20 protein-coding genes are annotated in these 24,677 nt (G+C 75.2%); 11 read left to right on the top strand and 9 right to left on the bottom strand.

Annotation, left to right across the window (positions count from 1 at the left end):
* Window positions 1–166: 166 nt before the first annotated feature.
* Window positions 167–670 (top strand): hypothetical protein, encoded by a 504-nt coding sequence (locus CP980_RS36000; RefSeq protein WP_229907404.1) that lies wholly within the window; start codon window positions 167–169, stop codon window positions 668–670.
* Window positions 671–812: 142 nt separating this feature from the next.
* Here the strand turns inward: CP980_RS36000 and CP980_RS27890 are convergent, their stop codons facing one another.
* The 3 genes from CP980_RS27890 to CP980_RS27880 form a co-directional block, all read right to left on the bottom strand.
* On the bottom strand, window positions 813–5,507 hold the full coding sequence (locus tag CP980_RS27890; protein WP_150529310.1) for a hypothetical protein: 4,695 nt from the start codon (window positions 5,505–5,507) through the stop codon (window positions 813–815).
* A 54-nt stretch (window positions 5,508–5,561) separates the two neighbouring features.
* Window positions 5,562–6,494: a hypothetical protein gene (locus CP980_RS27885; protein WP_132761230.1), complete on the bottom strand. Its 933-nt coding sequence runs from the start codon at window positions 6,492–6,494 to the stop codon at window positions 5,562–5,564.
* Window positions 6,495–6,735: 241 nt separating this feature from the next.
* Window positions 6,736–8,241 carry a hypothetical protein gene (locus CP980_RS27880; RefSeq protein ID WP_229907405.1) on the bottom strand — a complete coding sequence of 502 codons (1,506 nt, stop codon included), beginning with the start codon at window positions 8,239–8,241 and terminating at the stop codon, window positions 6,736–6,738.
* Between the two features lie 150 nt (window positions 8,242–8,391).
* Between CP980_RS27880 and CP980_RS27875 the strand changes: the two genes are divergently transcribed.
* From CP980_RS27875 to CP980_RS27855, 5 genes are all read left to right on the top strand, one after another.
* Window positions 8,392–9,150, top strand: a complete 759-nt coding sequence (locus CP980_RS27875; RefSeq protein WP_132761253.1) for a LamB/YcsF family protein — start codon at window positions 8,392–8,394, stop codon at window positions 9,148–9,150.
* The gene (locus CP980_RS27870; protein WP_150529309.1) at window positions 9,147–9,764 is read left to right on the top strand and encodes a 5-oxoprolinase subunit B family protein; all 618 of its coding nucleotides are present in this window, start codon (window positions 9,147–9,149) and stop codon (window positions 9,762–9,764) included. Before CP980_RS27875 ends, CP980_RS27870 begins: the two co-directional genes overlap by 4 nt.
* Window positions 9,761–10,642 carry a 5-oxoprolinase subunit C family protein gene (locus CP980_RS27865; RefSeq protein WP_132761227.1) on the top strand — a complete coding sequence of 294 codons (882 nt, stop codon included), beginning with the start codon at window positions 9,761–9,763 and terminating at the stop codon, window positions 10,640–10,642. The genes CP980_RS27870 and CP980_RS27865 overlap by 4 nt, the downstream gene beginning before the upstream one ends.
* 74 nt (window positions 10,643–10,716) lie before the next feature.
* A complete protein-coding gene (locus CP980_RS27860) occupies window positions 10,717–11,289 on the top strand; it encodes an RNA polymerase sigma factor (protein WP_132761226.1) in 573 nt (190 codons plus the stop codon).
* Window positions 11,286–11,999, top strand: coding sequence for a hypothetical protein (locus CP980_RS27855; RefSeq protein WP_132761225.1), 714 nt, complete (start codon window positions 11,286–11,288; stop codon window positions 11,997–11,999). Before CP980_RS27860 ends, CP980_RS27855 begins: the two co-directional genes overlap by 4 nt.
* 62 nt (window positions 12,000–12,061) lie before the next feature.
* Here the strand turns inward: CP980_RS27855 and CP980_RS27850 are convergent, their stop codons facing one another.
* Window positions 12,062–13,459 (bottom strand): HEAT repeat domain-containing protein, encoded by a 1,398-nt coding sequence (locus CP980_RS27850; RefSeq protein ID WP_150529308.1) that lies wholly within the window; start codon window positions 13,457–13,459, stop codon window positions 12,062–12,064.
* Window positions 13,460–13,803: 344 nt separating this feature from the next.
* Entirely contained in the window at window positions 13,804–14,226 is a 423-nt protein-coding gene (locus CP980_RS27845) for an ankyrin repeat domain-containing protein (protein ID WP_150529307.1), read from the bottom strand.
* 292 nt (window positions 14,227–14,518) lie between these two features.
* Here CP980_RS27845 and CP980_RS27840 point away from each other — a divergent pair, with 292 nt between their 5' ends.
* Together CP980_RS27840 and CP980_RS27835 are read left to right on the top strand one after the other, a co-directional pair.
* Entirely contained in the window at window positions 14,519–14,713 is a 195-nt protein-coding gene (locus CP980_RS27840) for a hypothetical protein (RefSeq protein ID WP_048475521.1), read from the top strand.
* Window positions 14,714–14,757: 44 nt separating this feature from the next.
* Complete coding sequence (locus CP980_RS27835; protein ID WP_150529306.1) at window positions 14,758–16,443, top strand: P-loop NTPase family protein; 1,686 nt, start codon at window positions 14,758–14,760, stop codon at window positions 16,441–16,443.
* A gap of 57 nt (window positions 16,444–16,500) precedes the next feature.
* Here the strand turns inward: CP980_RS27835 and CP980_RS27830 are convergent, their stop codons facing one another.
* Window positions 16,501–18,003, bottom strand: a complete 1,503-nt coding sequence (locus tag CP980_RS27830; protein ID WP_132761221.1) for an SCO1417 family PLP biosynthesis transcription factor — start codon at window positions 18,001–18,003, stop codon at window positions 16,501–16,503.
* Window positions 18,004–18,197: 194 nt separating this feature from the next.
* Between CP980_RS27830 and CP980_RS27825 the strand changes: the two genes are divergently transcribed.
* The 3 genes from CP980_RS27825 (at window position 18,198) to CP980_RS27815 (ending at window position 21,123) form a co-directional block, all read left to right on the top strand.
* A complete protein-coding gene (locus tag CP980_RS27825) occupies window positions 18,198–18,968 on the top strand; it encodes a glycerophosphodiester phosphodiesterase family protein (RefSeq protein WP_150529305.1) in 771 nt (256 codons plus the stop codon).
* Window positions 18,969–19,024: 56 nt separating this feature from the next.
* Entirely contained in the window at window positions 19,025–20,404 is a 1,380-nt protein-coding gene (locus tag CP980_RS27820) for an MFS transporter (protein WP_132761219.1), read from the top strand.
* 344 nt (window positions 20,405–20,748) lie between these two features.
* Complete coding sequence (locus tag CP980_RS27815; protein ID WP_007262928.1) at window positions 20,749–21,123, top strand: RNA polymerase-binding protein RbpA; 375 nt, start codon at window positions 20,749–20,751, stop codon at window positions 21,121–21,123.
* 88 nt (window positions 21,124–21,211) lie between these two features.
* Here CP980_RS27815 and fxsA read toward each other — a convergent pair whose 3' ends face one another.
* The 3 genes from fxsA to CP980_RS27800 all read right to left on the bottom strand — a co-directional run bounded on the left by fxsA (window position 21,212) and on the right by CP980_RS27800 (window position 24,622).
* On the bottom strand, window positions 21,212–21,796 hold the full coding sequence (gene fxsA, locus CP980_RS27810; protein ID WP_150529304.1) for an FxsA family membrane protein: 585 nt from the start codon (window positions 21,794–21,796) through the stop codon (window positions 21,212–21,214).
* Between the two features lie 59 nt (window positions 21,797–21,855).
* On the bottom strand, window positions 21,856–22,665 hold the full coding sequence (locus tag CP980_RS27805) for a polyprenol monophosphomannose synthase (RefSeq protein ID WP_132761217.1): 810 nt from the start codon (window positions 22,663–22,665) through the stop codon (window positions 21,856–21,858).
* Window positions 22,666–22,987: 322 nt separating this feature from the next.
* On the bottom strand, window positions 22,988–24,622 hold the full coding sequence (locus tag CP980_RS27800) for an amidohydrolase (RefSeq protein ID WP_132761216.1): 1,635 nt from the start codon (window positions 24,620–24,622) through the stop codon (window positions 22,988–22,990).
* Window positions 24,623–24,677 lie beyond the last annotated feature (55 nt).

The following is a 24,677-nucleotide window of genomic DNA, read 5'->3' as shown; positions in this document are numbered from 1 at the left end:
TGGCAGATGACACTTGGTGGGGCGTCGGTTCCCGCAACCGAATGGATGGCTGGAATTCTTCGTTCCGGGATGGGCAGGTGCTGGGGAGAAGTCAGTTGGAAACGGGAATCTCTCGGCGGTTTCGAACGTCTAGCTGGTTGAGGGGACGGGCCAGGGGGAGCGTGGGATGGGGATGTACGAGGACGACGGTGTGATGGTGGGCGCGCGCGGGCGGTCGCTGTGGCAGGAGGAGCCGGCGCGGCGGCGCCGGATGCCGGATCCGGTGCGGGACTCGGCGGTGCGGGCGGTGCTGATCGTGGCCGTGACGCTGACCCAGGCGACGGTCACCTTCTTCCTGACGCTGACCGGCTCCTGGCTGGCCCTGCCGATGGCGCTCGGCGCGATAGCCGGGACGGTGGTGGCCACGTGGGGCGTGCTGGACGTGCTGATCACCCGGCAGATGTGGAACCAGCGGTACGGGGTGGTGTCGGAGCCGAGCAGTACCGCGCGCGGCCGTCGGCGCGAGCAGCGCCGGGCCCGCCAGGAGGCCCGTGCGGAGGCCCGCCGGCAGCCGGGCGGCGGGCCGGGCCGAATACCGCGGAGCGGTGGGGCGCCCGCGGGCGCCCGCCCGGCCGCGTGGCCGCCGCCCGGTGCGGACCGGCGCTACCGGGCGAGCTCGGGCCGGGGCTGAGGCCCGTACGGGGCCGCCGGGGCCTGCCCGGGCCGGGGCGCCCGGGGTGTCCGGGCTGCCCGGTGCGCGCGGCGCGCGGTGCGCGGTGCGCGGTGCGCGGTGCGCGGTGCGCGGTGCGCGGTGCGCGGTGCGCGGTGCGCGGTCAGGAAACGGTCGCGGAGCGGCGGAACATGCGGGTCGCCGTGATCTCGCCGTGGATGGTCTCCTCCTCCGGGGACTGCTGGGGCAGGCCCGGGCGCAGGTGCTCCTCGACGCTGATGTACTTCAGCCCCGCCCGCAGGTCCGCGTCATTGCGCAACCGGATGACCAACGGGAACTCGGCGAGGGCCGTGGTGTCGAACAGGCCGGTCGTGTAGAGCAGCTGGACACCGAGCGCGTCCGAGACGGCCCGCTGGAGTTCCAGCAGGTACGTGGCGTTCGCGCGACCGATCGGGTTGTCGAGGAACAGCGTGCCCGCGTGGCGGTGCTTGTCGCGGCCGCGGTCGTTGCTGCGCAGGGCCGCCATCGTGCAGTACAGCGCGATCGCGGCGGTCAGCAGCTGGCCGCCGGAGAACACGTCGCCCATCTGCCCCACCGGGACGCGCTCGGCGCGCAGCACCGCGTCCGGCTTGAGGATCTCGACGGAGATGCCCTTGGGCTCCAGGGCCGCCTGGACTCCGCGCAGGAGCAGGGACATGCCGTCGCGCCGGCCCTCTCCGAAGGAGGCGCTGCTGTTCTTCTTCACGGCCGCGCGGGTCGCCTCGTCGATGACCTCGCCGAGGCGCTCCGTGAGGGTGGCCTGGTCCGGCTCCTCGAAGCGGATGCGCAGGAACTCCTGCCCCGACCACTCCCCCAGCCCCTCGGGAAGCTGGGAGAGCCGCTGGGCGGAGCGCAGGGTGGCCAGGGCGGACTCCACGAGTCCGCGCAGCCGGTCGACGATGCTGTCGCGGTTGCGTTCCAGCTGGGCCAGTTCGTCGGTCAGGACGCGCAGCCGGGGCGCGAAGGCGGCGGCCCAGGCCGCGGCGTGCTCGGGCAGGGCGGAGGCGGGCAGTTCGCGGATCTGCTGGCGCGCGGGGGTGCGTACCTGCTCGTAGCGGTTGGCGTTGGCGTGACGCACCAGGATGTCGCTCGCCTCGCGCACCGCCGCCTCGGCGGCCGAGAGGTCGGCCGCGCAGCCGCGCAGGGAGCGGCGGGCCTCGGCGGCGGACTGCCGGGCCTCCTCCAGGGTGCCGGGGTGGGCGGCCGGCTCCTGCTCGTCGTCCTGGTGGGTGTGGTCGCGCAGCAGGTCCCGCAGCATGGCCGCGGTCTCGTCGAAGCCTCCGGCGCCGTCCTCGGCGGTGCGGTGGGCGCGCAGCAGGTCGGCGTGGGCGGCCCGGGCGCTCTCCACGGCCGCGGTGTGCGCGGCCAGCTGCGCGGTGGCGGTGCGCAGCATGGCCTGGGCCTGCTCCACGTCGCCCGGGATCATCTCCTGCGGCAGGTCGGTGTGGGCCTCGCCCTCGGTGGGGGCGTGCCGTTCGGCCTCGCCGCGCAGCCGGCCGAGCTGCTCGCTGGCGACCTGAGCGCGGGTCTCCAGCATCTGTACGAGGGACTCGGCGCGGGCGGCGGCCGCCTGCCGGGAGGGTCCGTCGGCGCCGTCGGTTCCTTCGAGCAGCTGCGCGGCGCGCGTGCGGACCTTGTTCGTGAGCCGGTCGAGTTCGGCGAGGGCCGCGCTCTCGTCGCTCTCGGCGCGGGCCTGTTCGGCGCGCAGGTCGGCGCCGACGCCGACCTTCTCGTACAGCCGGGAGGCGGCGCGGTAGGCCTCGCGCAGGTCGGGCAGGGGTGCCTTGGCGGCGCCGTCGTCCTCGGGCAGGGTCTCGGGGGCGCCGGCGATCTCGGCGCGCTCGGCACGCAGCGCGCGGGCGGTGCGCCGGGCGTCGTCGGCGGCGCGCTGGGCGGCGCGGCGGTCCTCGTCGGCGGCGCGGGCCCGGTCCAGGCAGACCTCGGCGCGGGCCTCGCACTCGGCGGCGTCGTCGGCGAGTTCGCGCACCTTGGCCTGCCAGCCGGCGCGCTCGCGCAGCCGGAAGGCGAGCCCGGCGAGGGCGTCGGCCGCGCGGCGGGCCCGCTGGGCGGCGTCCTGGCGCTCGTCGCGGACGCGGGCGGCGTCGGCGGCGGCCTCGTCGGCCTCGGCCCGTACGGTACGGGCCTCCGCGAGCTCGGCGTCGGCCTCCTCGGCGAAGGCGCGGGCGGCCTCGGCCTGCTGCGCGAGCTCGGCGAGCCGGCCGGGCGGGCAGCCGGTGCGCCAGGAGGCGAGGCGGGCGGCGAGTTCACGGTCGCCGGCGAGGCGGGCGGCCAGGTCGCGGATCTCGGTGTCGCGGGCGGTGGCGCGGGTGCGCAGCGCCTGGCGTTCCTCGTCGGCGGCGTGCTCGTCGTGCATGGCCGGGTTCGGCGGTACGAGGAACACCCCCGTGTCCGTGCCCTCGCCGTGGGCGGGCGGCACCGGCGCCAGCAGGGCGGCGGCGGTGCCGACGGCGACGGCGGAGCGGGGCAGCAGGGCGGCCGCGGAGAGGACCTCGCGGGCCCGGGCGTGGGTGTCGGGGTCGGTGATGACGACGCCGTCGACGAGCTCGGGGCGGGCGGCGAGGACGCGGGCGTGGTCGGCCGGGTCCACGGACTGCGCCAGGTAGCGCCAGCCGGGCAGGGCCGGAATGCCGTGTTCACCGAGGTACTCGACGGTGGCGAGGACGTCGGGGCCGGGCGGCAGCAGCCCGCCGTCGCCGAGGGCGCCGAGGATGCGGGCGTCGTCGGCGGCGGCGGTGCGCAGTTCGAACAGCTGCCGCTCGGCCGCCCCGACCCCGCGGGTGAGCATCTCGCGCAGTTCGTCGGCGTTCCGGTCGAGGTCCTCGACCGTGAGCCCGCCGCCCGCGGCGTTCGCGTCGGCGGTGCGGGAGCCGGCGGCGCCGGGGGCCGCCGGCCCGGCGGGCGTACCGGTTTCCGGGGTGCCCGTACGCGGGTGGGGGAGGAAGGTTTCGGGGGCCGTCGGGAGGCCCAGCAGCTCCGCCAGGCGGGGGGAGGCGGCCAGGGAGGCGGCCGCCCGGTGCTCGGCGTCGTGGGCGGCCTCGGCCGCGTCGGCGGCGTCCGCGGCGCGGGCGGCGGTGAGTTCGGCGCGGGACTCGGCCGCGGCGGCCTCGCGGGCGGCGTCGGCGGTGGCCCGGGCGGCCTCGCGGGACTCGTCCCAGGCGGCCACGGTGGTCTTCTCGGCGTCGGAGGCGGCCAGGGCGGCGCGCGCCGGGTCCGCGTCGGGGGCGGAGTCGTCGAGCCAGCCGGCCCGTACGGCCTCGGCGGTCTCCTGCTGGACCTCGGCGAGTCGGGCCCGCAGGTGTTCGGCCTCGCTGCGGGCCCGCTGGGCGCCGGTGGCGGCGGCGGTGGCGTCGCGGTGCGCGGCCTCGCCCGCCTCCTGGAGGGCGGCGGACCGCTCCTCCTCCTCGTTGGCGACGCGCTCCCCGTTCTCGGCGGCGGTGTGCAGGGCCCGTACGAGAGCGGCGGCGGCGCTCGCCCGGGCGGCGAGCGCCGGGGCGGCGTCCCGCTCGGCCTCCAGGATCGCGGCGGCGACCCGGGCGGAGCGGTCGGCGGCGGCGCGGTGGCGCAGCACGATCTCGGCGGCCTGCCACGCGGAGTGCAGGGTGCGGGCTTCGAGGAGCTCGCGGCGCTGGGCGGCGGCGGCCTTGTCGGCGACGGTCAGCGCCAGCGAGGCGTGCCGGTAGGCGAGTTCGGCGGAGACGGCGGCGCTGCGGGCCCGCGCGGACTCGGCGGAGGTGACGCCGTGGGCGGCGCCGGTGACCCGCTGCGCGAGGTCGGCGGCGCGGCCGCGCTCCTCGGCGGCGCGGGCGGACAGCCGCCGGGCGAGGGTGCGGGTGCGGCGCTCGGCGCCCGCGTGGACGTCGCGGAGCCGGGAGCGGGTCTCGGCGGCCTCGACGATCTTGGTGAGGAGGTCCACCGAGCCGGCGGTGAAATCCCGTTCCGCCATGAGCTCGGCGCGGCGGCCGAGCTTGTTGCCGAAGCCGTGGACCAGGTCGGCGAGGCCGTCGGTGTCGCGGGTGTCGGTGACCGCGCGCAGCAGCAGGTCGGTGAAGTCGGAGTCCTTCTTGACCGCGAAGAGGCCGGCGGCCTCGCCCTCGTCGGCGTTCATCTCGCGCTGGTAGCGGAAGAGTTCGGGGTCGAGGCCGAGTTCGGTGAGGTGCTCGTTCCAGCGGTCGTGGATCTCCTCGAAGTACACCTCCAGGTGCGGGTACGCCTTGCCGGCCTCGGTGAGGGCGTCGCGGAAGCCCTTCATCGTGCGGCGGCGGCCGCGGGCGCCGGAGACGCCTTCGACGGGCGGGCGCACGGCGGTGGCCTCGGCGACGGGGAGGTTGTCCAGGCTCAGGCCCGGGCCGGGGCGGAAGGAGTACCAGGCCTCGGCGAACTTGCGCGGGTCGTTGGAGACCTGGCGGCCGCGCCATTCGCTGACCTTGCCGACGACCACGCACTCGCCGGTCTGGGTGTGCTGCCACTCCAGGGCCACGTGGCCGCAGTCGTCGGCGAGCAGGAACTTGCGCAGCACGCCGGAGCTGGCGCCGCCGAGGGTGTTGCGGTGGCCGGGCAGCATCACCGAGAAGATCAGCTTGAGCAGGACGGACTTGCCGCCGCCGTTCTCCAGGAAGAGCACGCCGGCGGGGGCCGGGCGGCGCGGCGGACCGGTGGGCTCGTCCTCGAAGAACTCCGCCTGGGCGGGCGCCGGGTGGGGCACCGGCTCACCGACTCCGCGCAGGTCGAGCACGGTGTCGGCGTAGCGCGCGCCGGCGGGCCCGATGGAGTAGAGGCGGATCCGGGACAGCTCGTACATGGCGGCGGACTCTCGTGGTCTCTCGTAGGTCGTGCGTACGGGTGGGGCGCGGACTCAGGCGTGGAAGGGCAGGCCGGCGTCGGCGGCGAGCTCCAGGTCGTCGCCTTCGGGCGGCGGCAGGAGGCTGGCGGAGCCGTCGCTGACGGGGACCACGCCGAGTTCCAGGAGCTCGGCCATGGCCGCGCTGCCCGCCATGTCGCGGACCTGGAGCTGGTAGCGGGGGGTGGTGCGGTAGGTGCCGCCGGCGTCGTCGCCGGTGCGCTGGAGGAAGCCGGAGTCGGTGAGGAACGCGGCCGCCTTGCCGACGATGCCGGTGGTGGAGCCGGCGAGGCGGCGGGCGTCCTTGGTGGCGCCGGTGGCGCTGCGGCGGGCGTAGACGCGCCAGGCGGCCTCCAGGCCGGGGGCGTCGGTGGCCGGGTCGGTGTTCTCGCCGAGCTCCTCGGCGCGCTCCTCCAGGCGGCGGCAGGTCTGCCGGACGAAGGCGTCGACCCCGTTGACGGTGACGCGGCCGATGTAGCCGTCGTCGGCGAGGTCCTCGGGGCGGGGGAAGGCGAGGGCGGCGACGGCGAGGTGGGCGAGGCCGTGCAGGAACCGGTCGGCGGAGTCGGCGGTGGTACGGCGGGCGTAGTCGCCCATCCGGACGGCGAAGACGGAGTCCTCGCCGGCGGCGACGGCCATGCCGGCGCGCGGGGACACCTCCAGGACGACGAGGCCGAGGCCGGTGGCGACGGCGTCGGCGAGGCGGCCGAAGGCCGGCTCCTCGCGGTAGCGGCGCAGCAGTTCGGAGTACTCGGCGTCGCGGGCCGGGAGCAGCTTGGGCTGGAGCCCGAACGCGACGAGCCGGGCCGCGTCCGCGGCGTCGGCGGGGGTGACGGCCCCTGCGGAGGCGTGCCCCGCGGGGGCGGACCCGCCCGCGGCGGGCGCGACGGGAGCCGACGGTGCGTCGGGCTCGCTCCACGCGGGGTGCTCGGCGTGGTGGTCGCTCACGGGTGGGTCTCCTCGGCGGTACGGATGCGGGGTGCGGGGCGGGCGGGGGCGGTGCCGGTGCGGCCTGCGGGCCGGGCCCGGCGGGCGCCCGGCGGTGCGGCGACGCGGCCGGGGCCACCCGCCACGGCCCGGCGCCGACAGGCGGACCGGGGTCCAACAGCACTACGGAGCCCAGCGGCGGGCCCGGGTGCCGGAGCGGGCCCGGGTGCGGGAGCAGCCCCGAACGGTGGCGCGGCGGGGGTCATACCGCCTCCGTGCGGTCCGCGGTCATCGCGGCCGCGTCCAGGAGGGCCGTGCCGACGATCAGGTCCGCGCCGCCGAACTCGGGGTCTTCGAGCTGCGTGCCGTCGTCCACGGCGAAGAGCAGCCGCTCCTCGCCCTGGCGGTAGGCCGTGCCGACGGCCGGGCTCGCCGCGTGGACGGCCAGCAGGGCCACCAGGTACGGCAGGTCCGGGTCGCTGCGCCGGGCCTCGGCGAGCAGTCCCGACAGCCTGCGCGGGGCGTCGTGCGGCAGGTCCAGGAGCTCCATCGCGGCGGCGAGCTGCTCCTCGCTGAACCGGCTGTCGTCCGGGGTCGCGATCAGGTCCGGCTCCGGCATCTCCGCGCCCAGGTGCTCCCGCTCCACCGGCGGCGTCAGCAGTATCTCGACCAGGTCGGTGACGCGCACCGAGACCGGGGTCCGCAGGCCGACCGCCGAGGCGAAGAAGGCGTCCGTGACCCGGGAGGCCCGGGCGAGCGGCAGCGGCAGCACGGGCGCGACGAGCTGCCCGTACAGGTCGATCCCGGAGCGCGGCGCGGGGGCCGCGAAGGCCTGCCGGTCCTGCTCGGCGCGGAACAGCGGGCCCGCGTCCAGCAGCCTCGACTGGAGCTGGGTGTGGCGGCGGATGCAGTCCTTGACGATGTCGACGAGCTCGGCGGCGCGCCGCTTGTTCTCGGGCTCCTCCGCCTCGTCGCGCGCCCGGCGGATGTTGGTCAGGATCGCGTTCTCGTGCCGGTAGCGGTCGGCGACGTGGTCGAGGGCCTCCTCGATCATGTCCGGCACCGACTGCAGCCAGTCCACCGCCCGGACGTTGCGCCGGGTCGCGTCCAGCGTGCGGCGCAGGGTCTCCGCGTACTGCACCGTGCGGTAGCGGGCCTGCTCGGCGGCGAGCTGGGCGTCGGCGAGGCGGCCCCGGCTGATCAGGACCTCCAGCTTCACCTCGGCCGCGATCTGCGCGCTGGTGACGTCCGTGTCGAGGGCGCCGACCAGCACGTTGACGGCTTCGTCCGTCGTGCGGAGGTAGACGGCCCCGCCGTAGCCGGGGACCTCTTCGATCAGTTTGAAGTCGTAGTCCCGCCGGACGTACACCCCGTCGGGGCCGAACGTGCCGTAGATCGCGCGGAAGCCCCGGTCGACGCTGCCGACGTTGATCAGGTTCTCCAGCACCCAGCGGGCCACCCGCTCGTGCTCGGCCGCCGGGCGGTGCGGTGCCTGCGCGGCGACGCGCGGCAGCAGCCTGGCCACTATCTGCTCGTGGTCGGCGCCGGTGTCGAAGTCCATGTTGAGCGTGACCAGGTCGATCGCGGCCAGCGCGACCTCCGCCATCGCGTAGATCCCGTACTCGCCGGCGAGATTGGCCTTGCGTACGTCGAGGTCGTGCAGCGGGGCGGTGCAGGCGAGCGCACGCAGCCGCCGGGCCAGGCCCTCGTCGGCGGCCGGGCCCGGCGCCGGGGACGGAAGGGTCTTCGCCGGGGCGGGGAGAGTCACGGACAAAGACTAGGCGCTGACACGGACAACATCCCAAACGGCATGGTTCGGGCCGATCGGTCCCGGGGACAGCCGGGCGTTCCCGCCGGACACGCCGTGTCCGGCGTCCGCACGTTCTACGCTCACCGCATGGCTTCCATGATCACATCTCTGATCGACCTCAACGCCGATCTCGGCGAGGGCTTCGGGCGCTGGACGCTGACCGACGACGAGGCCCTGCTGTCCGTCGTCACGAGCGCCAACGTGGCGTGCGGCTTCCACGCCGGTGATCCGTCCATCATGCGGCGGGTCTGCGCGCTGGCCGCGGAGCGGGGGGTACGGATCGGCGCGCAGGTCTCGTACCGCGATCTGGCGGGCTTCGGGCGGCGCTCGATGGACGTGCCGGCGGCCGAACTGGCCGACGAGGTGGCGTACCAGATCGGGGCGCTGGAGGTCTTCGCCCGTGCGGCCGGCTCCCGGGTGTCGTACGTGAAACCGCACGGGGCGCTGTACAACCGCACGGTCCACGACCCCGACCAGGCCGGCGCCGTCGTCGCCGGGGTGCGCATGGCGGCGGGGGCCGCCGGCCTGCCCGTCCTGGGCCTGCCGGGCTCGCTGCTGCTGTCCGCGGCCGAGGCGGCGGGGCTCGCGGCCGTGCCGGAGGCCTTCGCCGACCGGGCGTACACGGCCGCCGGAACGCTGGTGCCGCGCGGCGAGCCGGGGGCGGTGGTGCACGACCCGGACGCCGTGGTCGCCCGCGCGGTCGCGATGGCGGCCGAGGGCGCGGTGTCCGCCGCCGACGGCTCCCGGGTGGCGGTCGCGGCGCGCTCGCTGTGCCTGCACGGGGACACCCCGGGGGCGGCCGGACTCGCCCTGCGGGTCCGCGAGGCGCTGGCCGCGGCGGGCGTCCGCGTGGAGGCCTTCGCGTGAGGCCGCTGGTGGTGGGCGGCGAGGCGCTGCTGATCGAGCTGGACTCGGCGGCGGAGGTGGCGGCGCTCCACGCCGAGCTGCTGCGGCGTCGGGACGCGGGCGAGCTGGGCGCCGTACGGGACGTGGTGCCCGCGGCGCGGACGGTGCTGCTGGACGGCGTGCGCGGACCGCGCGCGCTGGCGGAGCGCATCGCGCGCTGGGAGGTGCCGCCGCTCGCGGAGACCGAGGGGCCGCTGGTCACGGTCCCGGTGCGGTACGACGGGCCGGACCTGGCGGAGGTGGCCCGGCTGTGGGGGGTCGCGGAGCGGGAGGTCGCCGGGGTCGTCGGGGACACCGTCTTCCGGGTGGCCTTCTGCGGGTTCGCGCCGGGCTTCGGCTACCTGACGGGGCTTCCGGAGCGCTTCCACCTCTCCCGGCGGGCGACACCCCGTACGGCCGTGCCGGCGGGCTCGCTGGCCTTCGCCGGCGAGTACGCCGGGGTGTACCCGCGCTCCTCCCCCGGCGGCTGGCAGCTGGTCGGGACGGCCGACGCGGTGCTGTGGGACCCGCAGCGGGAGCCGGCGGCGCTGTTCGCGCCGGGGGTACGGGTGCGGTTCGAGGAGGCGTCGCGATGACGGGGGCCGCGCTGGAGGTCGTCCGGGCGGGGGCGCTGACCACGGTCCAGGACCTGGGCCGGCCCGGGTACGCGCACCTGGGGGTGCCGCGGTCGGGGGCGCTGGACGCGGGCGCCCTCGGGCTGGCCAACCGGCTGCTCGGCAATCCGCCGGAGGCCGCCGCCCTGGAGACCACCCTGGACGGGGTCGGTCTGCGGGCCCTGGCCCCCGTGACGGTGGCGGTCACGGGCGCGCCCTGCGCCGTACGGGTGTCAGGGCGCGCGGTGGCATGGGGAGCCCCGGTACGGCTCCGGGCCGGCGCGGAGCTGGAGGTGGGCCGGGCGGAGCCGGGGGTGCGCAGCTACGTCGCGGTGCGGGGCGGGTTCGCCGTACCGCCGGTCCTGGGCTCCCGCTCGACCGACCTGCTCTCGGGGCTGGGGCCGGCCGTCCTGTCGGCCGGGACGGTCCTGCCGGTGGGCCCGGCCGGTCCGGATCCGGTCCGCGGGGCGGACGCGCTGCGGGTGCCCGGGGTGCCGGGGACGCGGGCCGGACTGGTGCTGCCGTTGCGGCCGGGGCCGCGGGCGGACTGGTTCGAGCCGGCTTCGCTCGCGGCGCTGTGGCGCGCCGCGTTCCGGGTCTCGCCGGCGTCGAACCGCATCGGCCTGCGCACCGAGGCCGGGCCACGGCTGGAGCGCGCCCGCGGCGGCGAGCTTCCGAGCGAGGGCATGGTCCTGGGGGCCGTCCAGGTCCCCCCGGACGGCCTCCCGGTGGTCTTCCTGGCCGACCACCCGGTGACGGGCGGCTACCCGGTGGTGGGCGTGGTCCCTCCGGGCCCGGCGCTCGACGCGGCGGCCCAGGCCCGGCCGGGGGTGCCGGTGAGGTTCGTGCGGGCCCGGTGAAACGGTTGCGGGGTTTGCGGCCAAGTACCGGGTGAGGGGGGCCGACCGGGCCCCCGGCACAAGGGAGGAACCGGGTGCGCAGCCCACGCCAGGAGACCGGACCGCCGGATCTCACCACGCCCGACGGGTTCGCGGCGTTCTACGAGGAACACGTCGACGCCGTCCTCGGGTTCGTCACCCGCCGGGTCTGCGACGCCCATCTGGCGGCGGACCTCACGGCGGACGTCTTCCTCGCCGCGATGGCATCGGCCAAGGGGTACCGGCACCACAGGGGAGTGCCGGTCGCCTGGCTGTTCGGCATCGCCCGCAACGTACTGGCGGGCCACGCCCGCGGCCGGGCCAGGGAGAGCGGCGCCCTGGCCCGGCTCAGCGGCCGCAGGCTCCTCGACGACGAGGACGTGGCCGCGCTGGAGGAGCGGATCGACGCCCAGCGCGCCTTCCGCGTGCTCGCCGAGCGCCATGCGGCGTTGTCCGAGCCGCTGCGCGCGGCCCTCGACCTGGTCGTGGTCGACCAGCTGAGTCCCGCCGAGGCCGCGCAGGCGCTGGGCGTCACCCAGGCGACGGTCCGCGTCCGTTTGCACCGTGCCCGCCGCGCCCTGCGCACGCCGGGCCCCGTCCACGAGAACCGGCTGGAGGCAGTCCGATGAACGACAACGGGCCGAACGACAACATGACGACCGGCAACCGGCCGACCGGCAGCGCGCCGGGCGGCGGCAGGCCGCACGGGTTCGAGGACCGGCTGAAGGCCGCCCTGCTGGCCCGCCTTCCGGAGGAGCCCGCGCCCACGCCGGCCCGCTCCTTCGTCCGGCGGTACGGAGTTCCGCTCGCCGTGGGCCTGGCGACCGCCGCCGTGCTCGGGCTGGTGGCCCTTCCGGGCGGCGGGGGCGGCGGGGGCTCGCGGCCGGCGGGCACGTCGTCCGCGACCGAACCGGTCGTGCGGGGCGACGGCACGATCCTGGTCGCCTGGCCCTCGTACGAGGGCGTGCCCGAGACCGTGGACAAGCTCCGGGCACTCGGGGTCCGGGTCGCGATGGTCCAGCGCAGGCCCCCGGGCGAGTGCTCGGATCCGGGCGGCGGACACCTCGGCCCGGAGTACGACCCGGCGAGTGGGAAGTGGAAGGAACAGGACCCGGACGCGCTGCCGTTCGTCATGGACGGCGACCAGCGGATGCTGCGGATCACCGCCAAGACCGTCCCCGAGGGACACACCCTCGTCCTCGCACGCGCCGCGAAGCCCGCGCCCCGCGTCGACGGCGTCTCGGTCGGCGTCATCGCGACGGAGAAGGTGCCCTCCTGCGAGATCGACTTCTCGGCCGGGCAGCCGTCCTCCCCCGGAGCACCACCGGCGCGGCCCTGACGCGCCTCGGCCCGGCCTCCCGTTCGCCGGGGGGCCGGGCCGAGGGCGTGTACGGCCGGGGTCTACACGGCCGATTCCGGGGCGATCCTGCTGCGTACCGCCGACTGGACGTCCTCTTCCTCGGCGGGATCGGCCGCCAGACGGCGCAGGCGCGGGGCGACCCGGGCGTCGGCCGTCTCCGCGTGGCGGGCGGCCACCTCGCGGGTGGTCTCCTCGCAGTCCCAGAGGCATTCGACGGCGAAGCCCGCCGCGAAGGAGGGGTCCGTGCTGGCCAGGGCGCGCGCCGCGCGCCCGCGCAGGTGGGACGAGGCCGTCTCGCGGTAGATGTGGCGCAGGACCGGCGCCGCGCAGCCGATGGACAGCCGGCCGGCGCCGTCGACCAGGGCGAACAGCCGCTGGGCGTCCGGGCCGGAGCCGCGGACCGTCGAGCGCAGGGCGCCCAGGACGAGTGCGGTGTCCTCGGGCCCGCCGCGGGCGGCCAGGAGGGCGCCGGCGGCGGCGCCCAGCGCGTCGGGGCGGTGGATCCACTGCCGGGCCCGGTCGACGGCGGCGGGGCCGCACATGCGCTCGTAGGCGGCCACGGCCGGCTCGTCACCGGCGGCTTCGATGAGGTCCAGTACGGCCGGGTTCTCCGGCTCGGCGAGGACGAGGTGGTGCAGGGCGGTGGCCCGGGCGGCCTCGCCGCCCGCTCCGGCGGCGGCGGCGAGGATCGCGGAGCGGTCCTCGGGCGCGGCCACGGCGGCGAGGCAGCGCGCGGCGGGCACGTGCAGCGGGGTGCCGCGGCGGAGGCCGTCGGCGGCCCAGTCGAACACGGCCTGGACCCCCCAGCCGGGCCGGGGCCCGTTCGGGGTGAGCTGGCGCTGCCAGCGGTCGAAGGAGCCCTGCTGGCGGGCCGCGCGCAGGCGGTCGCCGTGGTCGGGTGACTCTTCCCACAGACACCAGGGCCGGGGCTCGTAGGCGTCGCGGACGGCGGCGGCCAGCCGCGCCTCGCCCTCGGCACCGGCCGGGAATCTGGCGAGCACGGGCGCGGCGAGCCCGCGCAGCCCCTCGTCGTCGTCGCGCAGGGCGAGCTCGTCGAGGGCCCAGGCCCAGTTGGCGCCGGAGGCGGCGTAGCGGCGCAGCAGCATGAGGGCGTCGTCGCGGCCGTACGAGGCCAGGTGGCCCAGGACGGACAGGGCGAGGCCCGTCCGGTGGTCCGAGTCGTCGACGAGGTCGTCCGCGCTGAAGAGGTGGTTCTCGATGGCACCGAGGGGGCCGTCGAGGTCCAGGTACAGGCGGGCGTAGTACAGCGAGCGGTTCTCGACCTGCCAGTCCTGGCGCGGGTCGCTGACCACGCACTGGTTGAGGGCCGCGAGGGCCTCCGCCCGGGGCGCCGCCAGGGCGTGCAGCGTGCCGTCGCCGCGGCCCCGCTGGAGGAGCCCGAGCAGGGTGCCGCTTGGCGCTATGACTGGTTCGAACATGGGAATGGCCTCAAATCAAGCTGGGGACGCAACCGGGAATCGGGATTCACAGGGCCGCGTAACAGCATGTGAGGACGTCCGCCGTCATGTTCCGCTCGATGTAGACCATTGCCTTCTCACTCTCGTCGGTGCTCCGCGACCACGTCGGCCGGGTTCGCGCAGGGGCTGGGTCCGGACACCCGTCGTGTCCTGCCCGCTCCTGCCCGTCCGTCGTGTCCGCGAATCGAATCCGTCGCCATGATGACCCAGCCGGTTTGTGCACCGCGACCACATTTACGGCCGCCGTGACCATTCCGTGAGGTGGCGGACCGGTCGGACCCTGCCAGGTCACGGGCAAAAACGGACTACTCGGCTCCGAAGAGTTCCAGCAGGTCGGCCTTGGCGAACATGCGGGCGGTGTCCACGGCGGAGGGGGTTCCGGCGGTCGGGTCGGCGCCTCCGTCGAGCAGCGCGCGGATGACGGTCTCCTCGCCCTTGAAGACGGCGCCGGCGAGCGGGGTCTGCCCGCGGTCGTTGGCGCGGTCGGCCTCGGCGCCGCGGGCCAGCAGGGCCGAGACGGTGGCGGCGTGGCCGTGGTAGGCGGCCAGCATGACGAGGGTGTCGCCCCGGTCGTTGGTGAGGTTGGCCGGGACTCCGGCGTCCAGGTACGCGGTGAGCGTCTCGGTCTCACCCTGCCGGGCGAGGTCGAAGATCTTGGTGGCCAGCTCGATGACGTCCTCGTCGGGAGCGCCCTGGGAGCCGCCCTGGGTGGGCTCGTGCTCGCTCATCTGTCGTACCGCCTTCCACTCGCTGTTGACGTGAGATTCCCCGGACCGGGCGGGCAGGGGGGCGTACGGCACAGCGACCGTACGGGTGAATCGCCAGAGTAGCGCCCGGACCTGCACATACGGGGGCCCTGCCGAGGCAAGGATCCCCTTCGCCGCGGACGCGCCAGCCGGGCTGCGCCGGTCAAGTGAAAAAAGCCGCGATTCACCCGTATGCACCTTTTATCGCATTGATACTTCCTGTGAGCCTGGAACAACTGATGGTGACCGTCCCCACCCACCAGGAGAACCTCTCATGATCCTGTCCATCTCAGGCGTCGTCCTGCTCGGCATCATCGCCTTCCTCTTCTTCAAGAAGGACGGGATGAAGCTGTCCCACGCGTTCGTCTGCTCGCTGTTCGGCTTCTTCCTGGCCGGCTCCGCCATCGCCCCGAGCATCACGGCGAGCACGGCGAGCCTCGCGAGCCTCCTCGGCGGGATCAAGCTCTGACCCCGGCCCCACCGTTCCGCACCACCCGACTCCAGGAGACGACCGTGGCCCGGCGCCCACTCCCCCGCATCCTCAGCAACGGCACCACGTCGCTGGCACGGGGCCGCGACCTCGCTCGCACGGCCGCCGACAGCGCCACGGACGTCTTCCATCCGCTCCTCGTCATCGGACGCGGCCTGCGCGTGCTGGCCTCGGCCGGGCGTCGCAAATGGGCCGGGACGCCCAAGGACAAGCGTGGTCCCGCGCTGTTCCTGGGCGCCGCCTGCGTCCTCGTGCTCGCGCTCGTCCCGTACGGGCCCCTGCTCACCCTCGTCACCCTGATGGCGGCGGCGGCCTGGCACGGCCGCGACCGGACCCCGGTCAGGACCGGGCCGAGCGAGGCCGAGACCGAACGGCTCGGCGCCCTGTACGAGGCGCTCGTGCCGTATTTCTCCATCCCCGAGGACCCGAACCCGCTCTTCGCCCACGGCGGGGAGTGGGACACGGCCTTCAGCGGCTACGCCTTCGACGAGGCGGGCCGCATCACCCGGCTGCGGATCCGCTATCCCGCGTACTTCACCGACGGCGAGGCCGCCTCGCGGGCCCGGATCGAGACCCTGCTGCACGCCAAGTCCGGGCGGGGCCGGGAGTACCTCTTCGACTGGGACGAGGAGGGCAACCAGCTCGACCTGACGGTGCTCGCGCCGCTGCCGACGGGCATCGCGGCGCAGCCGTTCGTCACTTCGCCCGGCGAGACCGTGCTCGGCTTCACCGACGCCACCGCGGTGCAGCGCACCCTGCCCGTCCTGGAGGACGGCGAGCCGCGCGACGCGCCGCCGGTGATCTGGCGCACCGGCCCCCGCTCTACCGAACCGCACCTGCTGGCCGTCGGCCGGCCCGGCAGCGGAGCCTCCTCCCTGCTGCGCTCGATCGCCCTGCAGGCCCTGCACCACGGGGGCGAGGTGCTGATCGTCGAGGGCGGCGGCAGCGGGGAGTTCGCCTGCCTGTCCGGTCGTACGGGCGTCCTGGCCGTGGAGTGCGGCCCGGCGGGGGCGCTGGCCACGCTGGAGTGGGCCGCGCGCGAGACCGAGCGGCGGCTGATCGCCGCGCACCGCGCCCGCGAGGCCGGGCGGCCGGCGCCGGAGGACACCCGGCGGCCGCTGTGGATCCTGCTGGACCGGCCCAGCGTGCTCGCCCACCTCGCGACCGCCGAGGGCGGCCCTGACCCGCTCGTCCACCTCCAGGTGCCGCTGCGGCACGGGCGCGCCGCGCACGTCACGGTCGTGGTGGCCGAGCAGTTCGACCACCTGGAGCTGCTGAACGACGCCGTCTGGCAGCACACCCGGGCCCGGGTCGTGCTCGGCCCGGCCGCGGCCCAGCAGATCACCGACGTACTGGGGCTGGCGCCGAACACCACGCCGACGGCGCAGGTGCCGCCGGGGCGGGGATACGCGCGGCTCGGCTCGGGTCCCGTGCACCGGTTGCAGGTACCCGCCACGCCGGACCCGTACGACGACGCCGCGCACCCGGGACACCGCCAGGCGGTGCAGGAGCTGCTGCCGGGGCGTCAGCTGCCGTCCCCGGGCGGGCCGGGCCGGGTGGCGCTCGCGAAGCCGCTGCACATCGTCCATCCCCCGGCCCGGGCGCAGGAGGACTCCCTCGACGACGAGGAGTTCGAGGCGTACGACGACATCGAGGAGGTCCCGGCCGAGACCCCGCCGGCCCGCGGCCCCTGGCCGGTGGGCCCCTGAGCGGACCGGACCGGCCGCCCACGGCAGGAGCCGACGGCCGTCGGCGGCGCGGGGGGCCTACGCCACGAAGGTGCGCGGGGGCTCCGCCGTGCTGCCGGCCGCGCCCGTGCCGACCAGGCGGGCGGCCGCCGCGAGGCGGACCGCCGCCTCCTCGGCCACCGGCCCGCCGACGGTGAACGGCAGCCGGACGTAGCCCTCGAAGGCCCCGTCGACGCCGAACCGCGGCCCGGAGGGGACCCGTACGCCGACCCGCTCGCCCACCTCGGCCAGCCGCGAGCCGGACAGGCCGCCCGCCCGCGCCCACAGGGTCAGCCCGCCCTGCGGCACGTCGAACTCCCAGTCCGGCAGCTCCCGGCGCACCGCGGCCACCAGCGCGTCCCGGTTCTCCCGGGCCTGGTCACGGCGGATCTGCACGGCCTCCGCCCAGCCGCCGGTGCGCATCAGCCAGTTCACCGCGAGCTGCTCCAGCACCGGCGTGCCGAGGTCGGCGTACGCGCGGGCCGCGACCAGGCTGCGGATCACGTCGGGCGCCGCGCGGACCCAGCCGATCCGCATGCCGGCCCAGAAGGCCTTGCTGGCGGAGCCGACGGTGATCACGGACGACCCGGCCGGGTCGAAGGAGCAGACCGGGCGCGGCATCCGAAGCTCCGGGTCCAGCTGGAGCTCGGCCATGGTCTCGTCGACGACGAGCACGGTGCCGGCCGAGCGGGCCGCCTCCACCATGGCGCGGCGCTGCTCGTCCGAGGCCAGCGCCCCGGTCGGGTTGTGGAAGTCGGCGACGACGTACGCCAGGCGCGGCGCGGCGTCGCGCAGCACCTGCCGCCACACCGTCATGTCCCAGCCGGCCAGCCCGTCGGCCATCGCGACGGGTACGAGCCGCACCCCGGCGGCGCGCATGAGCTGGAGGATGTTGGCGTAGGAGGGGGATTCGACGGCGATCCGCTCCCCGCGCCCGGCGAAGAGACTGCAGATGGCGTCGATGGCGCCCATCGCGCCCGTGGTGACCATGATCTGCTCGGGCATGGTCGGGATGCCGCGCTCGGTGTAGCGGTCGGCGAGCATCCGGCGCAGCGCGGGGAGCCCGGCGGGGTAGTCCCCGTGGGTGTGCGCGTACGGCGGAAGCTCCTCCAGCGCGCCCTGCACGGCCTTGGTGAGCCAGGGCTCGGGGGCCGGGAGCGCGGCGCAGCCGAGGTCGATCATCGAGCCGAGGGACTCGGGCGGCAGCGGTTCCAGGCCGCGGGCGGGCAGCGGGTTCCCGGCCGGTACGGAGGTCCAGCTGCCGGCGCCGCGGCGGGACTCCAGGAATCCCTCCCCGCGCAGGGCCTCGTACGCGGCGGCGACGGTGGTGCGGGAGAGGGAGAGGGAGACGGCCAGCTCGCGTTCGGCGGGCAGCCGGGCGGCGACGGGGACGCGGCCTTCGAGGACGAGCAGCCGGATGCCGTCGGCGAGGGTCCGGTAGGCCGGCAGCTTGCGCGCGCCGGGCACACCGGGCCGGTCCTGCTGCGAGGTGATGAGACGGGCGAGCTGTGCGGCACCCACCGCCGAGGTCCACTCTGCCATGCTGTCCGGTCCACCTTCGTCGAATTGGCCCCGCCCGACCCCGGGCGGGGCCGGTATTGGATCGCTTCCGCAGCCCCAGACTGTCATGCCGGGATCCACCGGGACCAGGGGGCGCCGCCCCGTTCACCGTGCGACCACCGTGCGGCCATCCGGTCGCTCCCTCCCCACCGGGCACACGGGGCATACTGCGACGGGTGACGCACGTACGCCTTCGCCATCCGTATCTGGACCACCCGGCTCCGATCCCCTTCGCACACCGGGGAGGTGCCGCGGACGGCCTGGAGAACACCACCGCCGCCTTCCGGCGGGCCGCCGACGCGGGCTACCGGTACTTCGAGACCGATGTGCACGCGACCGCGGACGGCAAGCTGGTCGCCTTCCACGACTCCACCCTCGACCGGGTCACCGACGGCCGGGGCCGGATCGCGGAGCTGACCTGGAGCAAGGTCCGCGAGGCGCGCGTGGCGGGCACCGAGCCGCTGCCGCTCTTCGAGGAGCTCCTGGAGGAGTTCCCCGAGGCCCGCTGGAACATCGACATCAAGTCCGAGTCGGCCCTGCACCCGCTGGTCAACCTGATCGCGCGGGCGGGCGTCTGGGACCGGGTGTGCGTGGGCTCGTTCTCCGAGAGCCGGGTGGCCCGGGCCCAGAAGATCGCCGGTCCCCGGCTGGCGACCTCGTACGGGGTCCGCGGCGTGGTCGGCCTGCGGCTGCGCTCGTACGCGATCCCGGCGGCGCTGCGGGTGGGGGCGGTGGCGGCGCAGGTACCGGAGACCCAGGCGGGCATCCGGGTGGTCGACCGCAGGTTCGTGCGCGCCGCGCACGCACGCGGGCTCCAGGTGCACGTGTGGACCGTGAACGAACCGCAACGTATGGAGGCTCTCCTCGACCTCGGTGTGGATGGCATCATGACCGACCGGATCGACATCTTGCGCACGGTGCTGGACCAGCGCGGAGCCTGGGCCTGACCTGCCAGAACCGCCGGCTCACCCTCCCCGTGCCGAACGGGAACGAGGGGGAACCGGTGAGTGCGGAGACGACGGAACAGGGCGCGGGGACCGCGCCCGAGGGGCCGGCGCCGGGCGCGGCCGAGCGCAAGCGCGAGCAGCGGGGCTGGTACTTCTACGACTTCGCGTGCTCGGTCTACTCCTCGACCGTGCTGACGGTGTTCATCGGCCCGTACCTGTCGACGATGGCCGAGGCCGCCCAGGACGCCCAGGGGTACGTCCACCCGTTGGGGATCCCGGTCCGGTCCGGCTCGTTCTTCGCGTACGCCGTCTCGATGTCGGTGATCGTCGCGGTCCTGGCGATGCCGCTGGTGGGCGCGGCGGCGGACCGTACGGGCCGCAAGAAGCCGCTGCTCGCGGCGGCGGCGTACACGGGCGCGGCGGCGACCACCGCGATGTTCCTGCTGGGCGGGGACCGCTATCTGCTGGGCGGTTTCCTGCTGATCGTGGCGAACGCGGCGATGTCGGTGTCGATGGTGCTCTACAACTCCTACCTGCCGCAGATCGCGGAGCCGCACGAGCGGGACACCGTCTCCTCGCGCGGCTGGGCGTTCGGCTACACGGCCGGTGCCTTCGTCCTGATCCTGAACCTGGTCCTGTTCCAGTCGCACGAGTCCTTCGGCGTCTCCAAGGACGCGGCGGTGCGGATCTGCCTGGCCTCGGCCGGCCTGTGGTGGGGCGCGTTCGCGATCATCCCGCTGCGCCGGCTGCGGGACCGGGCGGTGGTCCGGTCGGGGACCGGCCACCCGGCCGCCGGGTCGGGGTGGAAGCAGCTGGTCGCCACGCTCAAGGACATGCGCCGGCACCCGCTGACGCTGTCGTTCCTGCTGGCCTACCTGGTCTACAACGACGGGATCCAGACCGTGATCTCGCAGGCCTCCGTCTACGGCAAGCAGGAGCTGGGGCTGGAGGACTCGACGCTCATCACGGCGGTGCTGCTGGTGCAGATCCTCGCCGTGGCGGGCGCGATGGCGATGGGCCGGCTGGCCGTGTCCTACGGCGCGAAGAAGACCATCCTCGGATCACTGGTGGCCTGGACCGTGACCCTGGCCGCCGGGTACTTCCTGCCGGCGGGCGCGCCGGTGTGGTTCTTCGCCCTGGCGTCGATGATCGGGCTGGTGCTGGGCGGCAGCCAGGCCCTGTCGCGTTCGCTGTTCTCGCACCTGGTGCCGGCCGGCAAGGAGGCCGAGTACTTCTCGGCGTACGAGATGAGCGACCGCGGGGTGAGCTGGATCGGACCGCTGGTGTTCGGGATCACGTACCAGGTCACGGGCAGCTACCGGGACGCGATCATCTCGTTGGTGGCCTTCTTCGCACTGGGTTTCGTGCTGCTGGCGCGAGTGCCGGTGCGGCGCGCGATCGCGGCGGCGGGGAATCCTGTTCCCGAGCGGATCTGAGCGGCTCCGAACGGATCCACGAGGCGCACCGGAGGAGGTCGGGCGGCGGTGCGGACCCGGATCTTCATACGAATTCCGAACGGATTTCGACGTTGAAGCGAAGGGCCGGTAGTGTACGCCTTTGGCCTGCCAGCCGGACCGTTACTGCGCGCTGAAGAACTGAAGACGTTGGGTGACATCTGCTGCCAGATGTGACAAAACGGGCACTGGTGGGTACAACAAGGGGCGGCACGACGGGCGACGCATCACCCGGAGCGGGAATCTATACCGCCGACCGGACGTTGACCGGATGACGACGACAGCGACACCTGTCCTGTGGGCGACAAGCCCGGGAGGCACGATTCATGAGTGAGCGAGCTCTCCGCGGTACGCGGCTCGTGGTTACCAGCTACGAGACGGACCGCGGCATCGATCTGGCCCCGCGCCAGGCGGTGGAGTACGCATGCCAGAACGGACATCGATTTGAGATGCCGTTCTCGGTTGAGGCAGAGATTCCGCCGGAGTGGGAGTGCAAGGCGTGTGGCGCCATGGCACTCCTGGTTGACGGGGACGGGCCCGAAGAGAAGAAGGGCAAGCCTGCGCGAACGCACTGGGACATGCTCATGGAGCGACGCACCCGCGAGGAACTGGAGGAAGTGCTGGCCGAGAGGCTGGCGGTCCTGCGTTCCGGCGCCATGAACATTGCCGTGCATCCGCGGGACAGCCGCAAGTCCGCCTGACAGCCGGACGCGGAGCACAAGCCGAGGGCCCCCACCACGAACTGTGGTGGGGGCCCTCGGCTTGTTCCGCTTTGTTCGGCTTGTTGTGTCAGGGCGCCAGCGGCGGCCGGTACCCGGCGTCGGGGCCCGGCCGCTGCGGCTGCTGCGGCCCGTCCTCGCGGATGACCTCGCCCTGGACGACCTTGCCGTCGGGGTAGTGGATGCGGGCCTGCTGGAACGCGTCACCGAAGCTGCCCGCCGGGGCGGCGGCCATCTGCCGCTGCAACGAGCCGGTCAGGCGACGGCCGGCCCACGCCCGGACGGGCGGGATCAGCAGGAGCAGTCCGGCCACGTCGGAGAGCAGGCCCGGCAGGATCAGGAGCAGACCGGCCAGCATCGTGAGGCCGTTGCCGCCGCCCGGCTGCTGCGCGGCGGGCTGCTGCCCCTGCTGCGCCTGCTGGAACGTGTTCGTCAGGTTCTTGAAGGCCCGGCGCCCGGCCCGCTTGATGACCACGACGCCGAGCACGATCCCGCCTGCGAGGAGCGCCGCGACGGTCAGCCCGCCGGCCGCGCCGGCGACCAGGCTCAGCAGCCAGATCTCCAGGATCAGCCAGGCGGCGACCGCCAGCGGAAGGAAGGTGCGGGCGCGCGAGCGCCGTCGGGGGGCCGTCGAAAGGGGAACGCCGGTCGTCATACCACCAGTGTGCCTGGGGCGGTGTAAAAGCGGCCTCAGCCGGAGGTACCGGACATCCCCTAAGGGGTGTGGGGCTCCTTGCCCCGGCCGCCGTCCGGGCCCTTGGGCTTGTCCTGGCCGGTCAGTTTCGCCGCGTGGGCCTTGAGCCCCCACTGGGTGACCCGCCAGAGGGCCTCCACGACGATGTCCTTGCTCATCTTGCTGTCGCCGAACTCGCGCTCGACGAAGGTGATGGGCACCTCGACGACCCGGAACCCCTGGCGCACGGCCCGGCGGGCCAGGTCGACCTGGAAGCAGTAGCCGGCGGAGGCGACCTCCTCCAGGCCCAGACCCTCCAGGGTCTCGCGGCGGAAGGCCCGGTAGCCGCCCGTCACGTCGCGGATCGGGACGTCCAGCATCAGCCGGGAGTACACCGAGCCGCCGCGGGAGAGGAACTCGCGGCTCTTGGGCCAGTTGACCACCCGGCCGCCCGGCACCCAGCGCGAGCCCAGGACGAGGTCGGCGCCGGCCAGTGCGGTGAGCAGCCGGGGCAGCTCCTCGGGCTGGTGGGAGCCGTCGGCGTCCATCTCGACGAGCACGCCGTAGTCGCGCTCCAGGCCCCAGGCGAAGCCCGCGAGGTAGGCGGCGCCGAGCCCTTCCTTGCCCATGCGGTGCAGGACGTGCACCTGGTCGTCGGCGGCCGCCAGCTCGTCGGCCAGCTTGCCGGTGCCGTCGGGGCTGTTGTCGTCGGCGACCAGGATGTGCGCCTCGGGCACCGCCGCGCGCACGCGGCCGACGATCGCCCCGATGTTCTCCGCCTCGTTGAAGGTCGGGATGATCACCAAGGCCGTGCCGAGCGGTCCCTGCCCTCGCTGTCCGCCGTCGCTCACTGGTCCGCCTTCGTGTCCTTGTACGTCCTGTCTCAGAGGATGACTTTAGAACAGTGGCCGGGGCCCGTGGTCCTTCGGGCCGGTCCGGCCCCCGCTGGCTGCGGGTCGCCGTGACCGTTGTCTACTGGACCGCGGGCCCCGGCCGGGGCCACCTCCCCAGAGCTCCTGCGGAGCAGGGGACCCCCGTCCCGGCGAAACCTTCCCTCGCCCCCGAGGCGCGGGCGCGCTGAGCAGACGGATCCGCCCGGTACGGACGTCCGGTGGTGGACCCGGCCGAACCTATCCGGGTCGAAGCGCCCGTACCGAACCGAGGCCGACCGGATCACCCCTGTGGCCGTACGAATACCTCCCGCCCGCCGACGACGGTCGCCAGGCACACCGGCAGATCGCGGCCGGGGGTGAGGTCGGGCAGCCCGGGGGTCCCCGAACGGGGATCGGTGGACCAGCGGGCGACCCGGTCGTCGGGGGCCTGGACCACCAGCTCGGCGGTCTCCCACAGTGCGTAGTCGGCCGGGGCGCCGGGCACGAGCACGCCGGCGCCGTCGCGGCCGAGGGCCCGCCAGCCGCCCCGGGTGTGGGCCGTGAACGCGGCCCGTACGGAGATCCGGTGCTCGGGGGTGCGGTGGAAGGCGGCCGCCCGGACGGTACCCCAGGGGTCGAAGGGGGTGACGGGGGCGTCGGAGCCGAAGGCGAGCGGCACTCCGGCCTTCAGCAGGGCGGCGAAGGGGTTGAGCGTACGGGCGCGCTCCGCGCCCAGCCGGTCGGCGTACATGCCGTCCTCGCCGCCCCAGGCCGCGTCGAAGGCGGGCTGCACGGAGGCGGTGAGTCCGAGGTCCGCGAAGGCGGCGATGGTCTCGGGGGTCATCATCTCGGCGTGCTCGACGCGGTGCCGGGCGGCGCGGACGCGGGCGAGGCCGACCTTCTCGGCGGCGGCGCGCACGCCCTCGACGACGGCCGTGAGGGCGGCGTCGCCGATCGCGTGGAATCCGGCCTGGAGGCCCGCCTCGGTGCAGGCGGCGACGTGCTCGGCCACGTCGGCCGCGTCGAGGTAGCCGGTGCCGGTGTGGCCGGCGTCGGCGTAGGGGGCGTGCAGGCAGGCGGTGTGGGAGCCGAGGGCGCCGTCCACGAAGAGGTCGCCGGCCGCCCCGATGGCGCCGAGCGCCTTGGCCTGTTCGAGGTCGCGGTCCGCCCAGTAGCCGAAGACGCGCGGTCCGGGCCGCTCGCGGGCGAGGTTCAGGAGGTCCGCGAAGTCCTCGGCGGAGGAGATGTCGGGGCCGCCGCACTCGTGGACGGAGCCGATGCCGAGGGAGGCGGCGCGGTCGAGGGCGGCCCGCTGGGCCTCGGCGCGCTGGGCGGGGGTGACAGCGGCGAGCGCGGCCCTGCGGACGGCGTGGTGGTCCTCGCGGGTCAGCGGCTCGTCGCCGCGGACGGTGACGGCCGGGACGAGGTCCAGCAGGGCGGTGGTGACGACGGCGGAGTGCACGTCGACGCGGCTGAGGTACAGCGGGCGGCCGCCGGCGGCCTCGTCGAGCTCCTCACGGCGCGGGGCCCGGCGCTCGGGCCAGCGGGAGGCGTCCCAGCCGTGGCCGAGGAGCACCCGGTCGCCGGCGCGGCGGGCGGCGTACGCGCGGACCAGGCCGAGGGCCTCGGCGAGGGAGGAGGCGCCGGTGAGGTCGAGCCCGGTGAGGGCGAGGCCGGCGGAGGTGGTGTGGACGTGCGCGTCGGTGAAGGCGGGGGTGACGAGCGCGCCGCCGAGGTCGACGACCTCGTCGACGCCCTGCGCGAAGGCGTCGGCGGCGCCTTCGGAGCCGACCCAGGCGATGTGTCCCCGTTCGACGACCATCGCGGTGGCGAAGGGGTCGGCGGGGCTGTGTACCTCGCCCCCGCGCAGGAGGACGGTCCGTTCGGATGCGGGGGCTCCGGCGGCATCGGCGGAGCTGGCGGTGCGGTCTGTCATGCCCTCAGTTTCGCGGGTCCGCCGCTCCGCCTCGACCGCACCCCCGGCGGCGCGG

The organism is Streptomyces vinaceus (assembly GCF_008704935.1).
In the GTDB taxonomy this organism is placed as follows: Bacteria; Actinomycetota; Actinomycetes; order Streptomycetales; family Streptomycetaceae; genus Streptomyces; species Streptomyces vinaceus.
Note: the sequence above shows the minus strand (reverse complement) of the source record. Positions and strands in the feature narration are given on the sequence as shown.

Coding starts and splice junctions, on each gene's coding strand:
- CP980_RS36000 (WP_229907404.1), top strand. CDS start 167: ATGGGGATGTACGAGGACGACGGTGTGATGGTGGGCGCGCGCGGGCGG.
- CP980_RS27890 (WP_150529310.1), bottom strand. CDS start 5,507: ATGTACGAGCTGTCCCGGATCCGCCTCTACTCCATCGGGCCCGCCGGC.
- CP980_RS27865 (WP_132761227.1), top strand. CDS start 9,761: ATGACGGGGGCCGCGCTGGAGGTCGTCCGGGCGGGGGCGCTGACCACG.
- CP980_RS27855 (WP_132761225.1), top strand. CDS start 11,286: ATGAACGACAACGGGCCGAACGACAACATGACGACCGGCAACCGGCCG.
- CP980_RS27850 (WP_150529308.1), bottom strand. CDS start 13,459: ATGTTCGAACCAGTCATAGCGCCAAGCGGCACCCTGCTCGGGCTCCTC.
- CP980_RS27845 (WP_150529307.1), bottom strand. CDS start 14,226: ATGAGCGAGCACGAGCCCACCCAGGGCGGCTCCCAGGGCGCTCCCGAC.
- CP980_RS27840 (WP_048475521.1), top strand. CDS start 14,519: ATGATCCTGTCCATCTCAGGCGTCGTCCTGCTCGGCATCATCGCCTTC.
- CP980_RS27830 (WP_132761221.1), bottom strand. CDS start 18,003: ATGGCAGAGTGGACCTCGGCGGTGGGTGCCGCACAGCTCGCCCGTCTC.
- CP980_RS27815 (WP_007262928.1), top strand. CDS start 20,749: ATGAGTGAGCGAGCTCTCCGCGGTACGCGGCTCGTGGTTACCAGCTAC.
- fxsA (WP_150529304.1), bottom strand. CDS start 21,796: ATGACGACCGGCGTTCCCCTTTCGACGGCCCCCCGACGGCGCTCGCGC.
- CP980_RS27800 (WP_132761216.1), bottom strand. CDS start 24,622: ATGACAGACCGCACCGCCAGCTCCGCCGATGCCGCCGGAGCCCCCGCA.